Here is a 25,418-nt window from a genome sequence, read left to right on the forward strand (position 1 = left end):
TTAGCCTATTTTCAAATTCACTAAAATCAAATATATCACTTAGTTTTTTTTCTACTTCGATTTAGCTTTGTGACATCTTTAAGCACTTTTTTTATACGTACAGTTTTTAATAGAAAATTAGCGATGAACCTATTAAGCTGATTTGGCAGGAAAGGCAATGGACGTAAAAGGTCGATAATTAACACCACCCTTTCTTCCTTCGACTTGTTTATCACTTCATGTTCCCATGTGTCATCAAACAATAAACTTTCTTTCTCTTTCCAATGATACATTTGATCCTTCAATCTAATGCTTGGAGGTGATCCTTTTGGCACTTTTATTCCTAAATGGTATCTTAGATAACCTCTATATGGTCCACGATGTGCTGGTATAGATTTTCCAGGCTCCAACACCGAGAAAAAAACTTTATAGATATTAGGAATTCCCTCTAACAAAGCACAAGTTTTGGGGCATAATTCTTTAGCAAGATCTGGTGTTTCTCCAGAATAATATAATAGAAACACCTTCCATTTTAAATTTTGTTCAATGCTACCAGAAATTGCGTATACTCTTTGTTCCACTTCATGGTAAGCTGGGATTTCAAAATGTTCATTAACATTTTCATATTCGGCTTTAATAGAATAGAAGTTTTCTTCTACTATAGAGAGCTCAGGAAAAGTTCTTTTTACGTCTAAAATGACAGGTCGATTAAGCCCCCCATCGTATTGACTAATTATGGCATTGCCTATTTTCATTATGTAATTGATAGCAATGGTCCGAAAATTCATGTGAAAACAGAAATTTATATTTAATAAAGAAAATTAAGTAATCTTAGGGGAGTATTAAACTATAAAAATTTCATAGTAATGTATCACTAATGTACTAAATTTTTAAAAGCTATTTATACGTTAGAGAAATAATTCCAAACTAAATATATTAATATTCAATTTTAAAGGAAAGTTCTATAAATGAATAAGAAAACGTTATTAAAAAAGCTTATTCAAAAACAAAATTTGAAATAGAGATAATTATCTAAATATTATTACATTTTATCTGTTATAGACCTTTTAAAAAAATATAAATAAAGCTATAGACATAAAGGACAAAAAAAGCCTCTACATTTTTGTAAAGGCTTTTAATTTTTGCTCCCTCTAATATCGTTTTGTCGAACCAATTCAGTGAAGAATTGATGAGGTTTGCATCAATCTTTGATTTTAAGGGTCATTGTTTTTAAGCTCTTTTTGGTAGAAGGGGTTATTTTAAATCAAAAAAAACAATTCTTTAAACCCGGTTAAGCTTTAAAATAATTTTTATGTCAAATCTTCTACGGAAGCTGAAGGCGCATTAGTTTTTACAGATTCAATACCATTTTCCAATCCACTATTAGAGGAGTACATTTGACTGGTTCCAATAACCTGATTATTACCTGCCTTCAAATTAAAGTAGGGTTTACCACTTTTAGATTCCAAACGCTCATATCTAGAATCATCCGGGGCATTTTTCTTTACAGATTCGATACCATTTGTACAACCCGTTTTCGCAGCGTATCCCTCACTAGATAAGATGTTTTGCCCATTACTCGCTTTAAGTCTAAATCTAAATTCTCCTGAGTTGTCTTTGTAAATTTCAAATTTTGCCATAATAAATAATTTAATGTTTGATTCCTAAATATAAGCAAAATTGTAAATATAGTCTGTCAAATTATAAATCTTAAAGCAAATAGCACCTCGTTTTGAAGTGGCATAGCTAATTTTTCAATACGTTCAAATAGTTAACCAAAAAAGCCTCTACATTTCTGTAAAGGCTTTTGTTTTTTGCTCCCCCTCTTGGGCTCGAACCAAGGACCCTTTGATTAACAGTCAAATGCTCTAACCAACTGAGCTAAGGAGGAGTGTTATTTTTCGCTTAAGCGAGCGCAAATATATATATATTTTTAATTACTACAAATATAATTTTTAAAAAAAACCTAGCCAAAAATAGCCTTGTAAATATCATTGCCATTGGCGAATAAAACCAAAGCAATCAAAATAAAGAAACCTACCATTTGAGCATACTCCATAAACTTATCACCCGGTTTTCTTCCCGATATCATTTCATAAAGTAAAAACATCACATGACCACCATCTAATGCCGGAATTGGCAATAGATTTAAAACTCCTAACATAATGGATAAAAAGGCTGTAATTCCCCAAAACACCTCCCAACTCCAGGTGGCCGGAAAAATATTGAAAATAGCATAAAACCCTCCAACACCTTTATACGCACCAGTACTTGGTGTGAAAATAGCTTTGAACTGCGTGATATATGATGAAATGCGATCACCTGTTTTCTTGATGCCTACCGGGAACGCTTCAAAAAAACCATACTTCTTAGTTTCAAATTGATAATATCCAAGCTGTTCTAAATTATCTTCGGTAATGGAGCCATAAACGATACCCAGTTTTGCATCGTCAGATATTTTTAATGGCACGGAAATGTTGGAACCCTCTCGCAATACGCTTGCAGTAACCTCCTGTCCTTTCAGCACGTCTAATGCGGGTAAAACCTGATCGATGTATTTCGTTTCAATATTCCCTAAGCGAACAATAACATCACCTTTTCGAAGGCCACTGTTTTTATTGAATGAGGTATCCGGAACTTTAGCAATAACGAAGGGTAGACGTAAATTAATAAACCCTCTTTGATTCCCATCTATCATCTGGGCTAAAAAATCTTCAGGCATGTTGATAATAGAATCTCTTCCCTGGCGCTTAATAGTAATATTTTTACCGAAGAGTACTTTTTCAGGGATCTCAGAATATCGGTTTATCTTCTCGCCATCGACCGCCACAATAAGGTCTCCGGTTTTTAATCCTGCTTCGTTGGCCGTAACGTTTTCAATAAATAAGCCGTCAGGAATATTTTCAATGGGTAAGTATTTCTCACCGTAGTAGTAGCTCATGCCAATATAAATGAGCACCGATAGAATAAAGTTTACGGTTACCCCACCCAGCATGATGATCAAACGCTGCCAGGCCGGTTTTGATCGAAACTCCCAAGGCTGAGGCTCGGCCTGCATCTGCTCAGTATCCATACTCTCATCGATCATTCCCGAGATTTTCACATAGCCGCCTAAAGGCAACCAACCAATTCCATATACAGTTTCACCAACTTTCTTTTTAAACAAAGAGAATTTTACATCAAAAAACAAATAGAATTTTTCAACGCGGGTTTTAAATAATTTCGCCGGTATAAAGTGCCCTAGTTCATGTAAAACGATCAGGAGGGACAAGCTCATTAAAAATTGAGATATTTTTATAACAAAATCCATAGATAATTTTCGTGGTATTTTTTAATCGCACAAAAGTAAGCTTTTTAAACAAACTTTAAACCTCATCCCTAAAGTTGGTCGTAGTTTTAACATGAATTTAAGCGTCTTATAACTGCAAAATGTATCTTATTCCTTGTATTTTTGCATAATTGTAAATGCTAAACGTACCATGCGATCTTTTTTTAAAGGATATATCAAGTTTTTTATTGCTCTCGGTATACTATCCATCATTATCATGTATATCATTTACAGCACCCTGAACACCTACCAGCCCCTGCCGGTATATCAGCCTTCAAACGTTAGTGCCGAACTCGTGGATTCAACCAAACAATATCAAAAAAAATACCATAAAATTGCCGATTTTTCACTAACTAATCAGAACGGAATAACCATCACTCAGGAGGATTATAAGAACAAAATCTATGTGGCCGATTTCTTTTTTACAACCTGCCCCAGCATTTGTCCTAAAATGACCGATCAGATGGTGCGCATTCAAAAAGCGATTTTGAAGGACCCACAAGTCATGTTATTATCTTATACGGTGACGCCGGATATTGATTCGGTTGCCCAATTAAAGCGTTACGCCGAAGAGAAAGGTGTGATCGATTCGAAATGGAATCTGGTTACAGGTGACAAAAAAGAGATCTACGATCTGGCGCGTAAAAGTTACCTTGCGGTGAAGGACAATCCGTTTGCAGGAAAATATGATATGATCCATACCGAAAACTTTATTCTCGTAGATAAAAAAAGACAGATTCGGGGATTTTATGATGGTACAAATCCAGAGGAAGTAGATCAACTTATCGAAGACATCAAACACCTGAAAAAAGAATACATCCTGTAGTTTTATTGCAATGATTTTTTTACCCTAAATTTTTAACTTACTTTTGCTTCTTTAAAATCAATCTAAATAAGCGTGCGAGACAAATTAGCATATCTTAAGCGAGGAGAAACAGCAGTAATTGTTGATGTTTCGTCTGCTCTTATTCCTCTAAAATTGTTAGAAATGGGCTGTCTTCCGGGAAACTCTGTGGAGCTAGTTCAGATGGCGCCGTTCAAGGATCCTATGTATCTGAATATTAACGGATCATACCTTGCCATTAGAAAAGAGACTGCTATTCATATTATTATTGAAAAAGAGTCGCATGGGTAAACAAATCAATGTTGCTTTAATAGGAAACCCGAACACCGGAAAAACCTCTGTTTTTAATGCCTTAACGGGATTAAATCAAAAAGTTGGTAATTATCCGGGTATTACCGTTGAAAAAAAAGAGGGGATCTGTAAGCTCCCACGTGGTGTTAAAGCGCACATTCTTGATTTACCGGGAACCTATAGTTTGAATGCCTCATCGCTCGATGAAAACGTGGTGATTGAGCTACTTCTTAATAAAAATGATAAAGATTTTCCTGATGTTGCTGTGGTGATAAGCGATGTGGAAAATTTAAAAAGAAACCTATTACTCTTTACCCAAATAAAAGATCTTGAAATTCCGGCAATTCTGGTGATCAATATGTCGGACAGAATGCGTTACAAAGGGATTTCTCTTGATATTGATTATCTGGAACAACAATTGAAGACGAAGATCGCCCTGGTAAGCACCCGAAAAAAAGAAGGGATCGAACATTTAAAGGAACTCATAACTAATTATAAAGACCTCTCGATTGAGCCTTGCCTTAATGCTTCAGAAATTGACAAGCCTTATTTTGATGCGCTTCGTGACACTTATCCAAATCAACTTTTGTATAAGTTGTGGCTAGTCATCACTCAAGATGTCAATTTTGGTAAATTAAGCAGAAATGAAATTGATGCTTTGGCCAATTTTAAAACGAAGTCGAAAAGCGACCTAAAACGTCTTCAGCAAAAAGAAACTATTAAACGCTATCAGTTTATAAATAATGTGCTTAAAGTAGGGCAAACTATCGACTTGAACCAAGCCAAAGATCTGCGTACGAGACTAGATCGTGTTTTAACACACAAGGTTTGGGGCTACCTGATATTCGGAGTTATTTTACTTACGATTTTTCAAGCCATTTACGACTGGTCGAGTGTGCCCATGGATTTTATCGACACGATCTTCGCCAGGGTAAGTGAATGGATTAAAAACCATTTACCTCAAGGCGTTTTTACTAATTTAATATCCGAAGGCATCATCCCTGGATTGGGTGGTATTGTAATCTTTATTCCGCAGATCGCCTTTTTATTTCTATTTATTTCCATTCTTGAAGAAAGCGGTTATATGAGTCGCGTGGTATTTCTAATGGATCGTATCATGCGAAAATTCGGCCTGAGTGGTAAAAGTGTGGTGCCTTTAATTTCAGGAACTGCATGTGCTATTCCCGCTATTATGGCAACCCGGAATATTGAGAGCTGGAAAGAACGGCTCATCACTATTTTAGTAACACCATTTACAACCTGTTCTGCCCGTTTACCGGTATATCTGATTATTATTTCTTTGGTAATTCCCGAAGGACGTATTTTTGGTTTAGGCTATCAGGCACTTACCTTGATGATTTTATATTTATTAGGTTTTGGTATGGCTGTTTTTTCAGCTTGGATCTTAAATAAGATCTTGAAAATTAAAAGCAAAACTTTCTTTGTGGTTGAAATGCCTAATTACAAGCTGCCATTATTTAAGAACGTTGCCTTAACGGTTATTGAAAAAACCAAGTCATTTGTATTTGGTGCCGGTAAAATTATTTTAGCTATTTCGATTATTCTGTGGTTTTTAGCCTCTTTTGGTCCCGGTGAAAATTTCAATAATGCTGAAGCTATAGTGAAAGCAGAGAACAAGGAACGGGCACTTACATCTACTGAACTACAACAAAAAGTAGCCTCACAAAAGCTGGAGCATTCTTTTATTGGTATTACCGGACGCGCCATTGAACCCGTGATCAGTCCGCTAGGCTACGATTGGAAAATTGGTATCGCTATTGTAAGTAGTTTTGCTGCACGGGAAGTGTTTGTTGGTACTCTTGCAACCATTTATAGTGTTGGTAACGATGATGAAGACACCATAAAAAACCGAATGGCCGGTGAAGTAAATCCCATATTAGGCGGGCCTTTATTTAATTTTGCCTCCGGGGTTTCCTTATTGTTATTTTACGCCTTTGCGATGCAATGTATGAGTACATTAGCCATCGTAAAACGAGAAACCAATACCTGGAAATGGCCAGTATTACAACTGGTTATCATGACGGCCATTGCCTATATAGCCGCGTTAATGTCATTTCAATTATTAAAGTAAAATAGTAAGCTTATGGCTTTAAATCCGACAGAAATAATATGAATACGATCGTTCAAAATATACTAGTTTTTGCTGCCTTAGCTTTCGCTTTGTATTTTCTTTTTGGAAAATTTTTCTTTAAGAAATCAAAATCAAATAAAGCATGTGGTGATGGGGACGATTGTGGTTGTCATTAACGTATTATCAATTCTTTTCCTTCACAAACAAATTATTGGCAACGGCCTGTGAAATACTCATGCTAACCCCATCAATTTGAATCACCATAGAACCATCAAAATCTTCCTTGGACATCACCTTTATTTCTGAACCTAGAGCTATATTATGATTGTCCAAATACTTCAAAAATGCCGTTGAAGAATCTTTTACTCCCACGCAAACTCCTAAAGCATTTTCATCAAGGCTAAACAAAAGTGACTTATCCGTTTTCTTAATGTCGCCAAACTTATCAGGAATAGGGTCTCCATGAGGATCACTGGTTGGATAATCAAGTAATTTATCCAATTCATTAATAAGCTTTTCAGATTTTATATGTTCAAGCTGCTCGGCAATGTCATGAACTTCATCCCAGGAAAAGTTTAATTTTTCAACTAAAAAGACTTCCCAAAGCCGATGTTTTCGAACCACATCGGCAGCAATTTTCTTCCCCTTCGAAGTCAAACTCGTGCCTTGATAAGGTTTGTAGTTAAGATAATCCTTATCTGCTAATTTTTTAACCATATCAGTAACCGAGGAAGCCTTAGTATCCAAAGCTTCGGCTATCATATTTGTACTTACCCTCACCGTTCCATACTTCCCTAGTTGATAGATGGTCTTAATATAATTTTCTTCTGTTAATGTGATCATGGTTCCGTAATTATATCACAAATATAGTTTAATTATTATTTTAAATTTATTTTTAGATTAATCTAAATAAATATTTATATTTGCAGAAATTTAAAAACATGAGATGTTTAATTATTTTTTTAACACTAACCATATTTCAAGCGAAAGCTCAGCAAATTTCAGGTAGTGTACTTTCTGATGAATTTCCAATTCCTTACGCTAATGTTTATATTCAGGGGACCTCAATTGGAACGACAACTAACGAAAATGGCCAGTACAAATTAGACAACATAAAAAAAGGCAGCTATACCATTATAGCATCTTTTATGGGGTATGAGGCGCAGCGCAAAAAAATCGGCGTAAAGGAGGGTGATATAGTACTTAACTTTAATCTACGTGAATCCGGAGGTTTAGACGAAATTGTAATTACCGGAACCTTGAAAGCAGTTTCACGATTGGAAAGCCCTGTTCCGGTTGAAGTATACTCACCAACGTTTTTTAAAAAAAATCCAACACCAAATATTTTTGAAGCGCTACAAAATGTAAACGGCGTGCGACCGCAACTTAATTGTAATGTTTGTAACACCGGAGACATCCATATCAATGGGCTTGAAGGCCCTTACACGCTGGTGCTTATAGATGGTATGCCTATTGTAAGTGGTCTTTCCACGGTTTATGGTCTATCTGGAATACCGAACTCTTTAATAGAGCAGGTTGAAATTGTTAAAGGACCTGCATCCTCTCTTTACGGAAGTGAGGCTGTTGGTGGGCTCATTAACATTATTACAAAACTTCCTGAACATGCCCCCCAGTTTTTCGTAGATAATTTTGTTAGTGGTTGGGGTGAAGCTAATTTCGACTTAGGTTTTAAGTCGCGCGTAGGCAAAAAAGCAGATGTTCTGATGGGTGCAAATTACTTTAAGTATTCAAACCCCATAGATAATAATAACGATAATTTTACTGATGTTACACTCCAAGATCGGGTTTCAGTATTTCAGAAATGGAATTTTAAGCGTCCAAATAACCGCAAGTTCTCATTAGCCGGTAGATACTTTTACGAGGACCGTTGGGGTGGTGAAATGCAGTGGAATAAAACCTTTAGAGGAGGTGATGTTGTTTATGGTGAAAGCATATATACCTCCCGCTTCGAATTTATTGGAAACTATCAGCTCCCTATTTCTGAAGTGGTGAATTTTCAATTTTCTTATTCTGATCACGATCAAAATTCAGTTTATGGCGACATGCCTTACTTGGCACAACAACGCATTGGTTTTGGGCAATTAATCTGGGATAAAAAAATACGTGACCACGACTTACTTTTTGGACTCGCTGCGCGATACAATTTCTACGATGATAACACACCTGCTACTTTAAACCCCGATGAAGTAACCATTCCTTCCCTATTCGTTCAGGATGAAATTAAACTTTCTGAAAAGAACCATTTGTTGCTTGGTGCCAGATATGATTACGACAGTCGTCATGGCTCCATTTTTACACCGCGGATGGCCTTCAGATATAAACCTACAGAAAATGACATTTTAAGATTTAATGCCGGAACAGGGTTTAGAGTTGTAAACTTATTCACCGAAGAGCACGCTGCATTAACAGGCGCCAGAGATGTTATCGTTAAAGAGTCATTAGATCCTGAGCAATCCTATAACGTAAACTTCAATTATTTAAAAAAATTCTATACCAAAGCCGGTCAAATTATAACGCTTGATGCATCAGCTTGGTACACTTATTTCACAAATGCCATCATCCCGGATTACGATACTAATCCCAACCAAATTATTTATGAAAATTTAGAAGGAAGCTCGATTACAAAGGGTCTGAGTTTTAATTTAGATATGGTGTTGGGTAGCGGTATCATGGCCTCTGCCGGAGTCACCTTTCAGGACGTGTCTCAAAAAGAGAACGGTGTGAAAACCCAACAAATCCTTACCGAACGTTTTACAGGAGTTTGGTCGATTTCGTACAAACATTACCCAACAAACCTAAGCATAGATTACACCGGTAATATATATGGACCGATGCGACTTCCCACATTGGGTGATTTAGATCCAAGAAGTGATTACTCGCCAACCTGGAGTATTCAAAATATTCAATTAACCTTAAAAAGCAACGTAAACCTACAATTCTATGCAGGCGTAAAAAATATTTTGAATTGGACACCTAACCAGGGAAATCCGTTTATTATTGCACGGGCTAACGATCCCTTTGATAAAAATGTTACGTTTGATAATGACGGCAATGTTTTGGCTACTGCTGACAATCCATATGCCTTAACGTTTGACCCCTCGTATGTTTATGGACCAAATCAAGGGAGACGCCTATTTATTGGATTAAATTATACACTAAAATAATTTTAATATACATCATGAAGATATGAGAAAACAAACCTTTAAAGCTAATTAGTGCACAATGAATAACTACTTTTAAAGAGAATCAAATAGTTAAGTTTCCCAAAAATCGGGATACTAATTTTAAATCGTATGAATAACGTTTTTCATTGGAGCGATGCAGATCGGGAAATGAACATTATTAGTATATTTAGAACATGAAAACTCTACAAATATCATTTTTTACGATCACTATTTTATTTTCATCCTTTTTAATGGCACAAGAAGAGGATTTAGGCCCTTTAATCACAGACCGTCCGGATGCTACCGAGGCTCCAAGTACCATTCCCAGAGGTTATCTGCAGGTTGAGACCGGTGGGTTTTATACCAAGAATGACGATAACGGCCTAAAATATGAAGAATTCACCTATAATACGACCTTAATACGATTGGGTCTATTAGATAATTTAGAACTTCGTTTAGGTTGGAATTTTGTTGAAAACAGCTATGAAAACCTAAACACAACCTTAAGTGGGTTTACCCCAATGTTGTTAGGAACTAAAATTGCAATTGCTAAAGAAAAAAACGGCTGGCCCGAAATGGGTTTTATGGGTCATGTATATCTGCCCTTTTTAGCCGGAACCGATTACAGACCTGAAACAACTGGTGTCGATTTTAGGTTTGCCTTATCGCATAACTTAAGCAAACGGTCTAACCTTTCCTATAATTTAGGTATGGCCTGGGGCAATGATTCGCCGGAAGCCAGTTACGTTTACACCGTGGCTTATGGCTATGCGGTTACACCCAAGTTTGGTTTGTATGCCGAACTTTATGGTGATCTTCCGGAAAATAGTTTGTCGAACCATTACTGGGATGCCGGTCTCACTTATTTAGTCTCAAATAACGTTCAAATAGACGCCACCGTAGGGTCGGAAATTACCAAAGGACAAGATATATTATTAAGTGGCGGTATTAGTTTCAGGCTTCCAACCAGTAAAAAATAGAGTTACCATCCCTTTTTATCAATTTATTTCAACGACTCCAATCATCACTATTTTATTTTAAAAGAATTTCCTAGGTCTTCTTCCAAGTTAATAGGCCTAATAAAAGAGAAATTACAGCAGACGAAATCCAGAAAATTGAAATAGCATCAAAATTATAAATGGTTTCTCCATTTACAATTGTTTTATTATTCTCGATAAGATATCCACTAGCTATATCCTGAATTCCAGCAGCCAAATAACTCATAATTCCAACAATTCCTAATGCTGCTCCTGAAGCCTTCTTTGATGCTATATCAACAGCCATAAGACCCCCTAAATAACAAATTAATGCGCCAATTCCCAATCCAAATATTACCATGCTTATCGTATCAAGCCACCAAATATTTTTTGGCCCTAATAAAAATAAACAAAGGGCAATAACATTCATTAAACCAAAGATAAGCGTTGGTTTATTTCTTCGGCCTTTAAAAAACTTATCGGATACAAATCCTGAGGCAGCTGTTCCAAGAATTCCACACACGGCACTGATGGCTACCAAGGTGTTTGCTTCAGTTAAAGAATACCCTTTAGCCGTTTCAAAATAATAAGGTCCCCAACTGTTTACAGCATATCTTGAAATATACATAAAGGCACTTGAAAATGCTAAAATCCACACATAAGGGTTTTTAAGAACTCCTTTTTGTTCCTTCCATGTTGAAATTTTTTCTTTTCGGAAATCTTCGTTTACTGGAGGCAATCCTTTACTTTCAGGGGAATCATGAAAAAATATTGAGATAATCATTGCTCCAAAAAGACCAATCAGAGCGGCAGATCTAAATCCCCATTCCCAACCAAAATAGCTTGCTACAACGGCTGTTAAGATGTAGGTTAAAGCTTCTCCAATATTATGACTCGTACTCCAAAAGCCATAAAAACTCCCCCTTTCCTTATCCGTGTACCAGCGTGATAAGGACACAATACAAGATGGTGCACCCATGGATTGTACCCAGCCATTAATGCCCCAACAAATTGCAAAAAACAGAAAACTACTGGTAAATCCCATGATTAAATTTGCAATGGCAGAAACCAATAACCCAACAGACATAAATCGTTTTATATTACTGTGGTCTGCTAAAAATCCATTTGTTAGTTTTCCCACGGCATAGGAAAAAAATAATGCGGAACCAATGATTCCTAATTGTGACTCCGTTAATAACCCGGAATCAACTATAGGCTTTTTAACAACATTTAAACTTAATCGACATACATAATACAAACCATATCCTAAGGTCGCCGAAATAAAGACCTGCCATTTTAATTTTTTATAAAAACCCTTTTGTGCTTTACCTTCAAGAACTACCGGGATTGGATCGGATTTTTTGAAATATCTAAACATGTTTTTTGCTTTTGATTGAAATCTAAGGCACCATTAATTATTTGTACCTTTAACTACTTAATGGACTCAATAAATTTTCAAGTATTATTTGTGAAGGTTTTTGCTTCTCAGGTAATCTAAAAGTAATTGTGGCCTATCCGTTTGGATCATATTGACTCCCTTTTTTACATACCAGCCATAAATACTATCTGTATTTTTTACAGCTTCATTATCGTCGTAACCTGCATTTAATGATGCCCACAAGGAGTTCACCCAAACACGACTACCCTGTTGTTTTATTTGGGAGAACTTGTTCAATACCTTAGAAGTGTCCTGAGAAAACACAATTTCAAAAGCTTTCACCTTTAATTTGCTTTGATAATCTTGAATGATTTGCCAAGCCTCAGGTTGCTTATCCAGGTTCACAATAGGCATAAACACTATGGTGTCCAGTTTACTCCCAAAATCAGAAATAACCTCATTAACAGCTTTATTATAACCTTTGATAACAATTTGTCTTGTAGTTCCTGTTTTTTTGGCCACCTCAAAAGCCTCGTTAAAAAATTCATAGGACTTATCCAGATTAACAAGTACCTCTCCTTTGCAAACATTTAAGGCTGCTTCAAGGGTTGGGATTTTATACCTAGTTTTCACCCCTGCTCCATTTTTTAAATACAAGGTTTTTATAGAGTCTAAGGCCCAATCGGAAACCACACCTGAGCCGGTCGTTGTTCTGTCTAGGGTTCTATCATGCATGACGATTAAATGACCATCTTTAGTTTTAGCAACATCCAGTTCAATCATATCAACTCCCATTTCAATAGAGCTTTCCATGGCCTCTAATGAGTTTTCAGGAAAATGACGCCAGTCACTTCTATGCGAAATGACCATTACATTTTTGCTATTAGGGTTATTAATTTCATTAATCAAAAATTCTAAATTATTGTTATTTTGATCTATGGTTGAATCAACGTCGTTTTTATTTACTTTTGAACAACTAATAAGAACTATAAACAATAGGATTAGTGTTATTTTGGTATTCATGGTAATGTTGTTTAATTAGTTTACTTTCGAGTACTTCCTTTTTCTAAAATGTTAATTTTCAATAGGTCATATTTTTAAAAAAGCACATTCAACAATCATTGGCAGATATATTGTTTTATAACAGTTTCAAATAACCCTTGTTGAAATCGTTCTAATTACCTGATAAGCCCTTTATTAAAATAAGCCTTGGTTTTTCATACAAACCTCTCATCATTTATATCTTTAAAGTTTCGATCTCTGGCAAAAATTAATGTAATTGGGCGATGTGAATTTCTATTAACTTTCATATCTATTAATTCATCTAAATTTGAATTAAAAGTTGATGTTATTTTTTTTCACTCGCCCAATTTCTAGCTTCAGGATGAAAGTTGTTATTGTTTTATACTTTGATGTCATTTATGAGCCTTGATTTTTGTTTAGTTTATAGCTTTAGCTCACTTCTGGCGCACCAAGCTTCTTTAACTATAATATCAGGTCATCCAATATCATCGAAAAAATAGTACGCTTTTGAAATTCCTATTTCAAGGATAAATTATCTGAAAAATCAGGTGTTTGAATATTACTATTCCCTGATTACAAACCTTTTTGTAATGACTTTCTGATTTTCTAGTTTAATCTGCGCAATATAAAGCCCTCTGCTAACTTTATTAAATTCTACTTGTTGCAGGTTATCGTTTCTAAAGTTTAATTTTTTATTTGTGATTTCTCTACCTAAAACATCAAATATTACAAGATCTCCAGCACCTCGATATTCATTAATTTTTAAACTTAATTTACCGTTTGAATAAAATACGTTCAATTCATCATAAGAGTTGAAATCTTCCATGGCTAAAGTGGTACTTGAATCTGCATTGGAATTATGCGACGTATTTTTTCCAAACATGGGCCAATCTGAACTAGCCAAACCAGTTGAAGGAATGTCAATGGAGTATAAATTATTATCATAAGAACCAATATATAAAGTCCCGTTATGAATGGCAGGAGATGACCAAACATCATTCCCCAAATCAACTTTAAAGTTTTCAGTTCCATTAGAATTAAGGCAATATAAAAAGTTGTCAAACGAACCAAAATAGATTTTTCCATCGTCTCCTACTGCTGGGGAAGAGTTTATAATACTCATACCATCCGACATAACAAATTCCCAATCTGTTGACCCATTCACCGGGTCTAATGCCAACATATTATGCCCTTCCTTTGTTCCAATATAAATAGTGCCATCGGAGGCTAAAGCAGGCGAGCATACTGAAATTCTACCTACAACCGTTTTGCTCCATTTTTGGGATCCATCTGGATTTACGGCAAAAACTGCACCAGTCGAACCTCCTTGGTCTACACCTACTATAACAGTTCCATCACTTTGAATAGCAACCCCGGATTGAGCATTACCCCCAACATCAAAAGCCCACTTTTGACTTCCGTCAGTATTAATAGCATATAAATTATCATCATCACAAGTTATATATATGGTACCATCACTAGCGATTGCAGGTGAGCCTCTAAAATTACCACCACCTGCAAAAACCCATTTTTGGGTACCATCCGGATTAACTGCAAATAAATTATCACTATCTGAACCTATATAAATTGTACCATCGTTTGCAATTGCAGGTGTCGAATAAATAGCATCCCCTCCAATAGGGAATGTCCATTTTTGGGTTCCATTTGGATTGATGGCATGTAAAAAATTGTCTTTGGAACCTACATAGATTGTACCATCACTTCCTATTGAAGCCGATGAATATACATTATCAGTTATCCCTGTGTAGGTCCATTTTAAAGTACCATCGGGATTAATGGCATGAAAATTAGTATTATCTTCTGAACCTATATAAACAGTACCATCATCGGCAATTGCAGGCGATTGAGGTTGAATTTGAAACCCTATATCATAGGTCCAATTGATTGTTTGTCCATAAGAAAATTGAACAATAATTGTGCATAAAAATGCAATTGTAATTTTTTTCATAATAATAAAGGTTAAGATTAATTAATTTGGGTTTAATATTGCTTTTATTAGTTTAAAATTGTTATGGTAATCCTCATTAAGAGAGTTGCTTAAGGAAAGTTTTAAAACTTTCCTTAAGCATGCTCTGAGTTAAAAAAATAACTTGGTTATCCTTTAACGCTACAAACTGGTGTGCTTTGGGTTTTTTCCAAACATTGGCCAAGTATCGCTGGCAAGCCCATCCGCAAACATTTCCAAGGCATATAGTTTTCCGTCATAACCTCCAACATAAATGGTTCCATCTGATCCAATTGCAGGTGATGACCACACACGATCTCCTGTTAAAAATTTATATTTTAGAGTTCCATCAGGATTAACTGCGTACACTTGATTATCCCAGGAACCAAAGTATATAACCCCATTAACATCAACAGCGGGTGAGGAGTTTAAAATGGCTCCGGGCGTGGAAAAAGACCATAATTGAGAACCATTAGAGGCGTTCAACGCCAGCAAATTTTCTCCTTCTTTTGTACCCACATAAATCCTTCCATTTGCAATAGCAGGAGCACAAACCGAAATTCTCCCCAAGACCGATACTGTCCACTTTTGGGTACCATCAGGATTAACCGCATAAATAGCTCCGGCACTTCCTCCCTGGTCAACAACAACTATAATGGTACCATCTGAATCTACAGCGATACCACTTTGAGCATTCCCTCCAACCGGAAGCGACCATAAAATAATTCCATTATCCGGATTTAATGCATATAATTTATCATCATCCGAAGTTATATAAACAGTGCCATCAGATGCTATGGCAGGAGTGGAACGAATTCTGTTTTCTGCCGTAGTAAACGCCCATTTTTGTGTCCCATCTGGATTAACTGCAAATAAATTACCACTATCTGAACCTATATAAATGGTTCCGTCAGATGCTATGGCAGGGGTTGTATAAATAGCATCTCCACCGATATTAAATTTCCATTTTTGGGAACCGTTAGGATCGATAGCATGGAGGTGATTATCTTTTGAACCTACGTAAATTGTCCCATCACTTCCTATAGAGGCTGAGGAATATACATTATCTGAAATTCCGGTGTAGGTCCATTTTAATGTTCCGTCTGGATTAATAGCATGAAAGTTGTTGTTATCCTCAGAACCTATATAAATAGTGCCATCATCCGCAATAGCTGGTGATTGAGGTTGAATTTGAAATCCTAAATCATAAGCCCATTTTTCTCCCCAAACATAAACTTGTTGTGTGTCGTTAAAAATAGCACCTTGATCATCTGTAATTTCAATTTCTATATCATAAATTCCGGGTGTTGTATAAGTATGAGTAGGATTTTGTTGATTACTTGAACTACCGTCACCAAAATTGTAATTCCAAGAGGTTGCTGTACTCGTAGGTAAATATGCTGGATTGTAGGTAAATTGTACCGATTCTGTTGCCATTGGCGAGGCTACACTCAATAAAAACGAAGAAATGTCTCCGGGGGTGATAACAGCCTGAACTGCCTTTGAACTACTTCCGTCTGAATAATTAATTGTGAAATAAAGTGTATATTCAATGCCATTTTCTAAACCTGTAATTGGAAAGGCACTCTTATCTTTAGCAATTTCAACTTCCTGTCCTCCCGGTTCCCAAGATAACGTATAACCCAATATATCATTTCTATTGGGAGTATCCCAAAGAGCAATAGCCAAATCATTTCCGGGTAATACCTTTAAATTTAATTCATCTAAAGGTTCTAATTGAATTTCATTAGCACCTGAAATGCCAACATCCTTATATTTGGCCTGTAGGGTGAACTTATAATTTGTACCGTTTTCCAAACCGGAAACCGTATATGTGGTTTCAGAAGCATCTAAAAAAATTTCCTGATCATTTGGAGACCACTTCAAAATATAACCTTCAAGAGTTGAATTACCATCAGGATCTTGCCAAATTAAATCAACCTTTTCATGGCCTATTTCTCCTGAAAATAATTTTACAGCGTAGAGATCAAAATTTGCATTTGGCAATTCATCATACCTACACGTACAGGATGCCAACAAAAAAAGCATGGCATAAAGTATAGAATATTTAATAGTAATATTTTTCATTTTGTATATTGTTTAAGGATCTAAAGGATCTGATGAATCTAAATGTAAAACCTCTATATTAGGAGTGAATTCTATATCGAAATCAGACAACCTTTCATATAATTGCATAGGCACATGATTCATTTCCCTTTGGGACCTTGTTAAGAAACCATTCGAAGCTACATATGCACTTTGCGTATTAGAGGTGGATATTATGGCTTTTTTGTCCACCGGAATACCGTATCTAAAAAACTCCCTCCCAATGTTTCTTATATTCGTGGTAGTATGCCTTGAATGAGGATCTACTAATATTCTGTTTTCTGGAATCCCATATTTGTCCATCACATATTTCTTCATTTCAATAGCTTCGCTATACATGGTATGTACCGGATACAAATGACCTCCACAAAAAGCAATTAATGGTGCTTTACCCTGGTTGAATAAGATAACCCCATGATCTGCACGTGCCATTCCTCCTAAACTAATATTTGGTAAGTCCCCCGGAGAGTTTGGTGAATCACCTAAAACAACAATTACGGAATAATCGAAATCATTCCAGTTTATACCTTGTAAATAGTCATATGCTTCCTTATTTACACTATTTTGCATCGGGAAATATCGCCCTGCCTCATCCCTATCATTAAGTTCCAGAACACCCAAAGAGAAATTTAGAAATGGTTCATAAAATAGCGTATACTGGCTGCTATTGCTATTTAAATCGGAAACCAGGTTTTTAAGGAGTTGTTTATATTCTTCACTATTCACATCAAAACTTACTGAATCAATTATAGGATATAAAGGGTCCATACCAGCCGCATAAGTATCAATAATCTGGTTTATCCCTAACAGCATTTCTTCTACTATAAGTTGATTATACCTGTCTACATGGGTTACTTCAGAAAACCTAATAAATGCTCCGGAAGGACCAATATTATCATTCGTAAAACTAATAAAGGGAGTCGCGTTATCTTTAACACTATTTTTCACGGCAGTTGAGATAGCAATAAATTCACTATCCGTAAACTTCAAGGCCTTGGCATATTGATCTGCTGTAGTATTATCCTGATTTGCTATATCACTTAAACGTTGTTTTGCCGATTCTAAAATAGCAGATAAATCTTCATCATTTTCAAGTATGGCTTTAACAATAGCATTATTTTCCACCAATGTTGTCCAATAAAAATTCCTGTCTTTAACTTTGGAGTTACTTTCAAAAAAAACATAATTTCTATCAAAGCCTGCAATTGTAAATGTTGTATTGTCTATATTACCCGAGTTCCCTTCATTTTGGAAACTACCTGCCTCTCTTGCCTCTGGTGGAGCACAACAACCCCCTAAAAAGATTAGGGATGTTAAAACAAATAATTTCATTTTAATAACATTCATATTCATTTTTTTAATTGTCTTCATTTTAATTCTTTTAGTAGCCTTCATTCTGATAAAATAAAGATTGATCATTAATTTTTTCTATTTCTGTTTGAGGTACTGGATATAATAATTGATATTCCTGAATGATTGCACCTATGCCAGAATTAATTTCTTCTTCCGCTTTTTTAGTTCTTATTAAATCCAGCCAGCGGTGACCTTCAAACGGAAATTCTAAAAATCGTTCATGTAAAACTACTGCTCTAAAATGCTCCTGATCCGGAATGTCTGTTGGAGTTAATGGGGTTAGGTTAGCTCTTTCCCTAATATCATTTAAATAAGCAAAAGCCAATCCATTAGGTTGATAACTTTGCTCATTTAATGCTTCAGCCAGCATTAGGAGTACATCGGCTTGTCTCAATAAGATATAATCATTACCAAAATTTCTAAACGCTGATTCTGTATCAAAAAACTTCCCCGGCACAAATCTATTTCCTGATGGAACATATTCTATTAAATCTCTTCTGGCGTCAACATTTGTATAGGCATTAATTAGTTTTAATGTGAACGGGGAAATTGAAATGTCTGATACGGCAAACCATAAACCATGGCCTTGTCCTCTTATATCTTTATTAAATCTTATTGAAAATATAACCTCTCTATTGTTTTTGTTGTTCGTATCAAATACATCGGCTACATTTTCCATCAAGTTATTAGGATTGGCTACCTGTTCTAGTACAGTAGCTGCTTCAGAATATTTTTTTTGAGTTAAATACACTTTACCCAATAATGCCAAGGCAGCGGCAGAGGTTGCCCTTCCAAAATCCTGCGCCGGATAGGAACCGGGTAGATTGTTTACGGCAAATTGCAAATCATCTTCAATAACACGATACACTTCTGCTGCAGGGCTTCTTCCAATACTGAGTGATTCCTCAACTGAAATTACTTTCAACACAATAGGGGCGTCTCCCCAAAGACGCACTATATTAAAATAGTTTAACGCTCTAAGGAATCGAGCTTCCGCCTCAAATTGCTTTTTCAGAGATTCATCAAAATTGATGTTACCAATGTTATCTGTTACCGTATTAGCCCTGAAAATACCATTATAAAAATTTGCCCAGGCATCTCTAATTAACTCATTGGCTGAAGTTTCTTGAAATTTATTAATATTAAATCGATCTTGAGTTCCCGCAGTTGGTGCTCCTAAATCCAAATTGTCGGAGCGCCATTCTACTAATTCAAAATATAGGTTTACCTGACTTTGTATTTTTTGATAGGCAGATATTACTGCGGCATTAAAATCATCTGCGGTTTTATAAAAACTATCTGTTGTTAAATCATTTTCGGATGGCAATTCAGTAAAATTATCACTACAACTTACTGCTATAAGTGATATCAATAGAATCCTGTAAATTACTTTTTTCATTTTCAATAATTTTTAAAATGACACATTTATCCCCAGCGAATAGGTTCTTGCTAAAGGATATACTCCATAATCCAGACCCGGTGTTAACTGGCCGCTACCTCCAGCTAAATTAACTTCCGGGTTATACCCCGTATAATAAGACCAGGTGTATAAATTGTTGCCCGAAACATATAACCTAACTTTAGATATATTTAATTTATCTAAAATTGATTTTGGTAATGTATATCCTATTGACACATTTTGTAATCTTAAATAGGAGCCATCCTCTACATGCCAGGTCGATGTACGTCCATTATTACCTTGAGCTTTTCTGTTTGCCCGATTGGTATAGCCATCACCTGGATTATTTTCAGAACGCCATCTATCTAAAATCTCACGTGTATTATTAAAATTACCTTCACTATTAGCGTTATACCTTCTGGACAAGTTTAATACTTCGCCTCCATAACTTCCTTGAAAGGCGATGTTTAAATCCAACCCTTTATATTTGAAGGAATTTGAAAATCCATAAGTGAAGTCCGGTGCATAATTCCCGGCAATCGCCCTATCATCATTTACGTCTAAAAAACCGTCTCCATTAACATCCACAAATCGAAAGTCACCGACTCCAGTACTTTCAAAGTGCGGGTATTGATCCAGTTCTTCTTGAGTTGCAAAAATACCGTCTTGTACTAGTAAGAAATAATTTCCTATAGGCTGTCCTATTTCTGTTTTAAAGAATGCATGATCTGTACCCGCCGTAGTAATTATTGGTGTTCCTTCTGGCCCCAGAGCTTTGACTTCATTTCTATTAAAAGAAATATTAAAACTACTATCCCATTTCAGATTTCCTAAATCCGGGGATATTTGAATAGCAGTTTCAAAACCGGAATTATTTACTTTACCTATATTTTGTAATGCTGTTCCGTATCCTGTAGTTTGTGGCACCGGAATTTCTAATAAAAGGTCCTTAGTATTTCCATTATAATACTCTAACGTAAACTTTAACTGACGATCAAATAACTCGACATCCAGCCCTGTATTAAACATGTATGTTTGTTCCCAGGATAAATCAGGATTAGGTACTTGAGAAGGTCTAATACCTGTCTGCAATTGGCCGGGAATACCCGTAACATATTCTACATTACCCAGTAATGAAGCCTGTTGGTAATTTCCTATTTGAAAATTTCCGGTAGCGCCATAGCTTCCTCTTAATTTTAATTCATTAATCCATTTTATTTTAAAAAAATCTTCTTGTGATGTCCTCCATCCCGCTGAAACCGAAGGGAAATAACCCCATTTGTTATTCGCTCCAAAACGTGAACTAGCATCAGCTCTCATGGAAGCAGAGAGTAAATACTTCCCAGAAAAATCATACTGGACTCTAGACAGAAGGGAGTATAAGGACCACTCGCCCAAACTTCCGCTTGAACTTACACTTTCCGGTGAAGCTGCGTTAACTACTTGAATCGCATTTTCAACACGCACAATAGGGTCTGTTATCGCTGATATTCCTTGTTGTTTTGTTCTGCTTTTTTCGGCAGTAATACCACCTAAGAATTCGAAGTTGTGGTTACCAAAACTCTTTTCGTAATTTATAGTATTCTCAACCGTCCACTTATAGATACTAGTATTACTTAACCTTCCTGTGGAATTGGACAAACGCCCGTAATTGTTACTGCCTCTGGATTCTAAAGATGACGGACGGTAGTATTCATTTTGATACTCATTAAAACTCAACGCAAAGGATGATTTGAGTTTTAAACCCTCTAGTAATTCATACTCTACAAACAGATTGCTTAAAAGGTTTAGATGTTCTATTTCATTAATAGGTAATAATGCCAAGGCTACGGGATTGATCATTTCATTATGCTGATAATCCGTGCCTATTCTCCAATATCCATTACCCTGATAGTTAAATGTTCCATCCGGGTTATATACCGGCCAAGTTGGTGAGTATGATAATGCTGTTTGCACAATGCCATCATCAAAGTATGGATTGTTTGCTGAAACTCTATTTTCAAAGGTATAAGAAGGGCTCATATTAACCCCTATTTTAAATTTCCCCGAAGTTATTCCTAGATTTGCACGTAATCCTGTTTTTGAATAATCTGAATTAATAATTATCCCTTCCTGATCTGTGTGATTTGCTGAAACAAAGTAATTTATTTTATCCGAAGCACCGCTTACGGATACATTATAACGTTGTAAAGTAGCTCCCCTGTAAATTTCGTCTTGCCAATCTGTATTTGTTAATCCCGCTTCTCCATTCAAGTAAGGAAACAATTCCTCCGGAACCTGATGGTAACCTAAAGGTCTTATGCTATTTGGGTCATCCGGGCTTCCGGTAGGCACCTCCTGAATATAAGCCGCATCATGACCCTCTTTGGATAATTGTGCATATTCGTAAGCATCCATCAAATCAATTTTTTTTGACACCTCTTGAAAGCCTGTTGAGTGATCAAAATTCACCCGCATTTTACCTTGTTTTCCTTTTTTGGTAGTGATGATAACAACACCGTTACCTCCTCTCGATCCATAAATTGATGCAGCAGCAGCATCTTTCAATACTTGAATGGATGCTATATCCTCCATATTAACAACCTCAGTGGCTTGTCCTGCACTTTCCACCGGTACTCCATCCACAACATATAATGGTTCTGCTCCAGCAGTAATTGTTCCTGTACCTCTAACCTTAACAGATAATTCGCGACCGGGTTCTCCAGATGTTTGGAGCACTTGAACACCGGCCAATTTACCGGCTAAAGCTTGATCGAAATTAGAAACAGGAAAATCCTGAAGTTCGCCTATAGGAGCTTTAACTATTGATCCCGAAACTTTTATTTGTTGTTGAGACCCATAACCAATGACTACAACCGTCTCTAATGTAGCCGTATCCTCTACCATTACGATCCTTAACTCCGTTTGAGTATCAATTAAAACTTCTAATGTTTTAAAACCTAAATATGAAATAACTAAAATGGCAGTTTTGCTTGAGACTTGTAAAGAAAATTTTCCGTCAAAATCGGCTTGGGCTCCATTACTTGTTCCTTTTTCTAAAATATTGGCACCGGGTAATGGCATTCCTGTTTCATCAACCACCAAACCAGAAACCGGAATGCCTTGATTATTACCCGCCAAAATATTAGCTTTCTCCTTTAATAAAATCGTCTTGTCGTCAGATACTATGATCTCAAAATGCCCTGTAGAAAGACTTCGCGATAATAGCTCTTTGGCCAATATGGTACCTTTTTTAACTTCCACTTTTGGAAAGTCTTTAAAAATCCCATCCTGATAAATAAATTTATAATCCGTTTGTTCTTTTATGAGTTTAAATACTTCTTCAACCGTTAATGATTTATCAGTATCAATGATTAGCATTGGATTTTGAGATAAAACCGGGGGAGTATTAAAACCAAAAGCAGTTAGACAGCATAATAAAATAAAGGTCCTCATAATAATAATTAGTAAGCGTTCCCTAAAAAGAGAAAACCTATAGTTTAATTTAATTTCCATAAATTTGCCTTGTTATTAGTTAGTTGAGTCTTTAATTGATTAATAATAAAGGGGATAAAGGGTTATACTCACCAGTTTTAAACTTTATTCCCTATTTTTTTTAACGGTTGATGTTTTCTGTTCGATTACTTTAGTTTTATTGTTTTCTCAAGTATTTCATAGTCTTCGATTATACTAAGAGTTTTAATGTTTGCTAATATTTTTTCAATCCTTTGGTCTTTACTCAAAATTCCCGTAAAGGTGATATCCGCAAGTCTCTTGTTTTCTAGAACAAAATCAATATCATACCATCGTGACAGAATCTTGAGAATTTCTTCTAAAGGCTTATGTTCAAAAGAAAATATGCCGTCTTTCCATAAAATTTCATTGTATGCATTTACTTCCGATATTGTTATTCCACCACTAATAAGATTAAGGTTAGACTGTTCGGAAGGCTTTAATACTTTACGACTATTATTTGTATGAACAGAAACTTTGCCTTGTACCAGAGTGGTATAAATGTTTCCTTCATCTTTGTAAGCCTTAATATTGAATTCTGTTCCCAAAACTTCAACATCTTGAGCCGAATTGATTACTTTAAACTTCGCCCCTTTGTTTTTGGTGCTAGGTGAGACTTCAAAATAAGCTTCCCCGTAAACCAATTCAACCTCCCGGATTTCTCCATCAATAAAATTTACAGGATACTTTAATTGAGATTCGGAATTTAACCAAACCTTAGTTCCATCCGATAAAACTACCTGGAACTGCCCGCCTCTTGGTATAGTTAGATAATGATATACAAGCTCCTTTACTTTCTTATTACCACCCTCATAAACAATAGCCTTCCCATCGCTATTGGCATTTTTGGTCTTGATCGTATTTCCGTTTTCCAATATTATTTGAGAACCATCATCAAAAGTTAAAGTAGCCTTATCGGTTCCTGGTTGAATTTGGTCATTAACAATAATCGGAACCGTTAGGTCTTCATTTATAGTATTAAATAACCCCTTATTGTGAAAATATAAAGAGGCAAACCCTATAATTAAAACTGAAGCTGCAACATATTTCACCCAAAGCTTTCTATACCGAAAAACAACTTTTGTTTTCCGGTTATCTTGAATTTGAACTATTAATCGCTCATAAATTTTATCGACATCAATGGCATTATAAATCGCTATTTTTTTTTGGATGTTCTCCCTATTTATAATTTTGTTGTATAACGATCTATTATTCTTTTGTGCCAACCAATCATTTAAAATTATTTCGTCATCATCCGTAAGTGTTTTGGTAATTGACTTGTATATTAGCTTCGCTATTTGGTATTTAATATTTTCCGACTTCACTTTTTTCGATTAATTGATTTATAGCGTTATTTAATCTTACCATTTATTGATAAGACTTAAAAAAGTGGTTTTCGGGTGGAATTTTTTTTTAGATATTTATAAAGCTGCCAAAAACAGTTGAAAAAACGGATAATCTTTAAGTTGAACCTTTAAGAGCTCTATGGCTCTGGATCGTTGTGATTTAACCGTATTTAAACTAATATTTAACTCATCAGCGATATCTTTATATTTCATCCCTTCAAGACAGGAAAGCTCAAAAACTTTGCGGCTTTTCGGTGGCAAGGTTTCTAAAGCCTGAAATAAAATAGCATGGGTTTCTTCTTCTATTATAAACTGTTCCATCATGGTCATGGAATCGTGTTTTTTTAGTTCAAGACGTACTAGTTTCTTTTTCTTTTTCAAATAATCCAAAGAGGCATTTCTAACCATTGCATATAGATATGATTTCAGGTTTTCAACATTATGCATTTTATGCCGCTTTTGCCAAAGCACCAAGAGTACACCTTCTACAATATCTTCGGCAGCATGTTTACTTTCAACGTATCTTAAGGCAAAGGCATATAGCCTTTTATAATAAGCATTAAAAATAGCCTTGAACGTTTTTCTATCTTCTTCTGAAAGGCCTGTTGAAAATAATTCCTCTTTATTTAATTGATTTTTTTTCAAATAGATAAGTCTCT

At 35.6% G+C, this 25,418-nt stretch carries 18 protein-coding genes and 1 tRNA gene; 5 read left to right on the plus strand and 14 right to left on the minus strand.

Annotated features, from left to right (window positions below; genetic code table 11):
- Positions 1–35 precede the first annotated feature (35 nt).
- From V8G61_RS15040 to rseP, 4 genes are all read right to left on the minus strand, one after another.
- Positions 36–734 (minus strand): aspartyl/asparaginyl beta-hydroxylase domain-containing protein, encoded by a 699-nt coding sequence (locus V8G61_RS15040; protein WP_394876718.1) that lies wholly within the window; start codon positions 732–734, stop codon positions 36–38.
- A 555-nt stretch (positions 735–1,289) separates the two neighbouring features.
- Positions 1,290–1,619: a YegP family protein gene (locus tag V8G61_RS15045; RefSeq protein WP_394876719.1), complete on the minus strand. Its 330-nt coding sequence runs from the start codon at positions 1,617–1,619 to the stop codon at positions 1,290–1,292.
- Positions 1,620–1,796: 177 nt separating this feature from the next.
- Positions 1,797–1,870 (minus strand) — tRNA-Asn (locus tag V8G61_RS15050).
- A gap of 75 nt (positions 1,871–1,945) precedes the next feature.
- A complete protein-coding gene (rseP, locus tag V8G61_RS15055; protein WP_394876720.1) occupies positions 1,946–3,289 on the minus strand; it encodes an RIP metalloprotease RseP in 1,344 nt (447 codons plus the stop codon).
- Positions 3,290–3,458: 169 nt separating this feature from the next.
- Here rseP and V8G61_RS15060 point away from each other — a divergent pair, with 169 nt between their 5' ends.
- The 3 genes from V8G61_RS15060 (at position 3,459) to feoB (ending at position 6,534) form a co-directional block, all read left to right on the plus strand.
- Positions 3,459–4,133: an SCO family protein gene (locus tag V8G61_RS15060; RefSeq protein WP_394876721.1), complete on the plus strand. Its 675-nt coding sequence runs from the start codon at positions 3,459–3,461 to the stop codon at positions 4,131–4,133.
- 72 nt (positions 4,134–4,205) lie between these two features.
- Entirely contained in the window at positions 4,206–4,442 is a 237-nt protein-coding gene (locus V8G61_RS15065) for a ferrous iron transport protein A (protein ID WP_394876722.1), read from the plus strand.
- A complete protein-coding gene (gene feoB / locus V8G61_RS15070) occupies positions 4,435–6,534 on the plus strand; it encodes a ferrous iron transport protein B (protein WP_394876723.1) in 2,100 nt (699 codons plus the stop codon). The genes V8G61_RS15065 and feoB overlap by 8 nt, the downstream gene beginning before the upstream one ends.
- Positions 6,535–6,717: 183 nt before the next feature.
- Here the strand turns inward: feoB and V8G61_RS15075 are convergent, their stop codons facing one another.
- Positions 6,718–7,374, minus strand: a complete 657-nt coding sequence (locus tag V8G61_RS15075; protein WP_394876738.1) for a metal-dependent transcriptional regulator — start codon at positions 7,372–7,374, stop codon at positions 6,718–6,720.
- A 101-nt stretch (positions 7,375–7,475) separates the two neighbouring features.
- Here V8G61_RS15075 and V8G61_RS15080 point away from each other — a divergent pair, with 101 nt between their 5' ends.
- Positions 7,476–9,719, plus strand: a complete 2,244-nt coding sequence (locus V8G61_RS15080; protein WP_394876724.1) for a TonB-dependent receptor domain-containing protein — start codon at positions 7,476–7,478, stop codon at positions 9,717–9,719.
- A 194-nt stretch (positions 9,720–9,913) separates the two neighbouring features.
- On the plus strand, positions 9,914–10,699 hold the full coding sequence (locus V8G61_RS15085) for a transporter (protein WP_394876725.1): 786 nt from the start codon (positions 9,914–9,916) through the stop codon (positions 10,697–10,699).
- A 70-nt stretch (positions 10,700–10,769) separates the two neighbouring features.
- Here the strand turns inward: V8G61_RS15085 and V8G61_RS15090 are convergent, their stop codons facing one another.
- From V8G61_RS15090 to V8G61_RS15130, 9 genes are all read right to left on the minus strand, one after another.
- Complete coding sequence (locus V8G61_RS15090; protein ID WP_394876726.1) at positions 10,770–12,074, minus strand: MFS transporter; 1,305 nt, start codon at positions 12,072–12,074, stop codon at positions 10,770–10,772.
- 84 nt (positions 12,075–12,158) lie between these two features.
- Entirely contained in the window at positions 12,159–13,097 is a 939-nt protein-coding gene (locus V8G61_RS15095; protein WP_394876727.1) for a glycerophosphodiester phosphodiesterase family protein, read from the minus strand.
- Between the two features lie 562 nt (positions 13,098–13,659).
- Complete coding sequence (locus tag V8G61_RS15100) at positions 13,660–15,066, minus strand: PQQ-binding-like beta-propeller repeat protein (RefSeq protein WP_394876728.1); 1,407 nt, start codon at positions 15,064–15,066, stop codon at positions 13,660–13,662.
- Positions 15,067–15,225: 159 nt separating this feature from the next.
- Entirely contained in the window at positions 15,226–17,151 is a 1,926-nt protein-coding gene (locus V8G61_RS15105) for a PQQ-binding-like beta-propeller repeat protein (protein WP_394876729.1), read from the minus strand.
- A gap of 12 nt (positions 17,152–17,163) precedes the next feature.
- The gene (locus V8G61_RS15110) at positions 17,164–18,540 is read right to left on the minus strand and encodes a YdcF family protein (protein ID WP_394876730.1); all 1,377 of its coding nucleotides are present in this window, start codon (positions 18,538–18,540) and stop codon (positions 17,164–17,166) included.
- A gap of 10 nt (positions 18,541–18,550) precedes the next feature.
- Entirely contained in the window at positions 18,551–19,921 is a 1,371-nt protein-coding gene (locus tag V8G61_RS15115) for a RagB/SusD family nutrient uptake outer membrane protein (protein ID WP_394876731.1), read from the minus strand.
- Between the two features lie 12 nt (positions 19,922–19,933).
- The gene (locus V8G61_RS15120; protein WP_394876732.1) at positions 19,934–23,281 is read right to left on the minus strand and encodes a SusC/RagA family TonB-linked outer membrane protein; all 3,348 of its coding nucleotides are present in this window, start codon (positions 23,279–23,281) and stop codon (positions 19,934–19,936) included.
- A gap of 260 nt (positions 23,282–23,541) precedes the next feature.
- Positions 23,542–24,738, minus strand: coding sequence for a FecR family protein (locus tag V8G61_RS15125; RefSeq protein ID WP_394876733.1), 1,197 nt, complete (start codon positions 24,736–24,738; stop codon positions 23,542–23,544).
- Between the two features lie 96 nt (positions 24,739–24,834).
- On the minus strand, positions 24,835–25,404 hold the full coding sequence (locus tag V8G61_RS15130; protein ID WP_394876734.1) for an RNA polymerase sigma-70 factor: 570 nt from the start codon (positions 25,402–25,404) through the stop codon (positions 24,835–24,837).
- Between the last annotated feature and the right edge of the window lie 14 nt (positions 25,405–25,418).

This window comes from Gaetbulibacter sp. M240 (assembly GCF_043876815.1).
Classification (GTDB): domain Bacteria; phylum Bacteroidota; class Bacteroidia; order Flavobacteriales; family Flavobacteriaceae; genus Gaetbulibacter_A.

What these genes read in the sequence shown, in the direction of transcription:
- V8G61_RS15060 (WP_394876721.1), top strand. Translation starts at nt 3,459, where the DNA reads ATGCGATCTTTTTTTAAAGGATATATCAAGTTTTTTATTGCTCTCGGT.
- rseP (WP_394876720.1), bottom strand. Translation starts at nt 3,289, where the DNA reads ATGGATTTTGTTATAAAAATATCTCAATTTTTAATGAGCTTGTCCCTC.
- V8G61_RS15110 (WP_394876730.1), bottom strand. Translation starts at nt 18,540, where the DNA reads ATGAAGACAATTAAAAAAATGAATATGAATGTTATTAAAATGAAATTA.
- V8G61_RS15090 (WP_394876726.1), bottom strand. Translation starts at nt 12,074, where the DNA reads ATGTTTAGATATTTCAAAAAATCCGATCCAATCCCGGTAGTTCTTGAA.
- V8G61_RS15085 (WP_394876725.1), top strand. Translation starts at nt 9,914, where the DNA reads ATGAAAACTCTACAAATATCATTTTTTACGATCACTATTTTATTTTCA.
- V8G61_RS15040 (WP_394876718.1), bottom strand. Translation starts at nt 734, where the DNA reads ATGAAAATAGGCAATGCCATAATTAGTCAATACGATGGGGGGCTTAAT.
- V8G61_RS15120 (WP_394876732.1), bottom strand. Translation starts at nt 23,281, where the DNA reads ATGCTAATCATTGATACTGATAAATCATTAACGGTTGAAGAAGTATTT.
- feoB (WP_394876723.1), top strand. Translation starts at nt 4,435, where the DNA reads ATGGGTAAACAAATCAATGTTGCTTTAATAGGAAACCCGAACACCGGA.
- V8G61_RS15105 (WP_394876729.1), bottom strand. Translation starts at nt 17,151, where the DNA reads ATGAAAAATATTACTATTAAATATTCTATACTTTATGCCATGCTTTTT.
- V8G61_RS15095 (WP_394876727.1), bottom strand. Translation starts at nt 13,097, where the DNA reads ATGAATACCAAAATAACACTAATCCTATTGTTTATAGTTCTTATTAGT.
- V8G61_RS15100 (WP_394876728.1), bottom strand. Translation starts at nt 15,066, where the DNA reads ATGAAAAAAATTACAATTGCATTTTTATGCACAATTATTGTTCAATTT.
- V8G61_RS15080 (WP_394876724.1), top strand. Translation starts at nt 7,476, where the DNA reads ATGAGATGTTTAATTATTTTTTTAACACTAACCATATTTCAAGCGAAA.
- V8G61_RS15045 (WP_394876719.1), bottom strand. Translation starts at nt 1,619, where the DNA reads ATGGCAAAATTTGAAATTTACAAAGACAACTCAGGAGAATTTAGATTT.
- V8G61_RS15115 (WP_394876731.1), bottom strand. Translation starts at nt 19,921, where the DNA reads ATGAAAAAAGTAATTTACAGGATTCTATTGATATCACTTATAGCAGTA.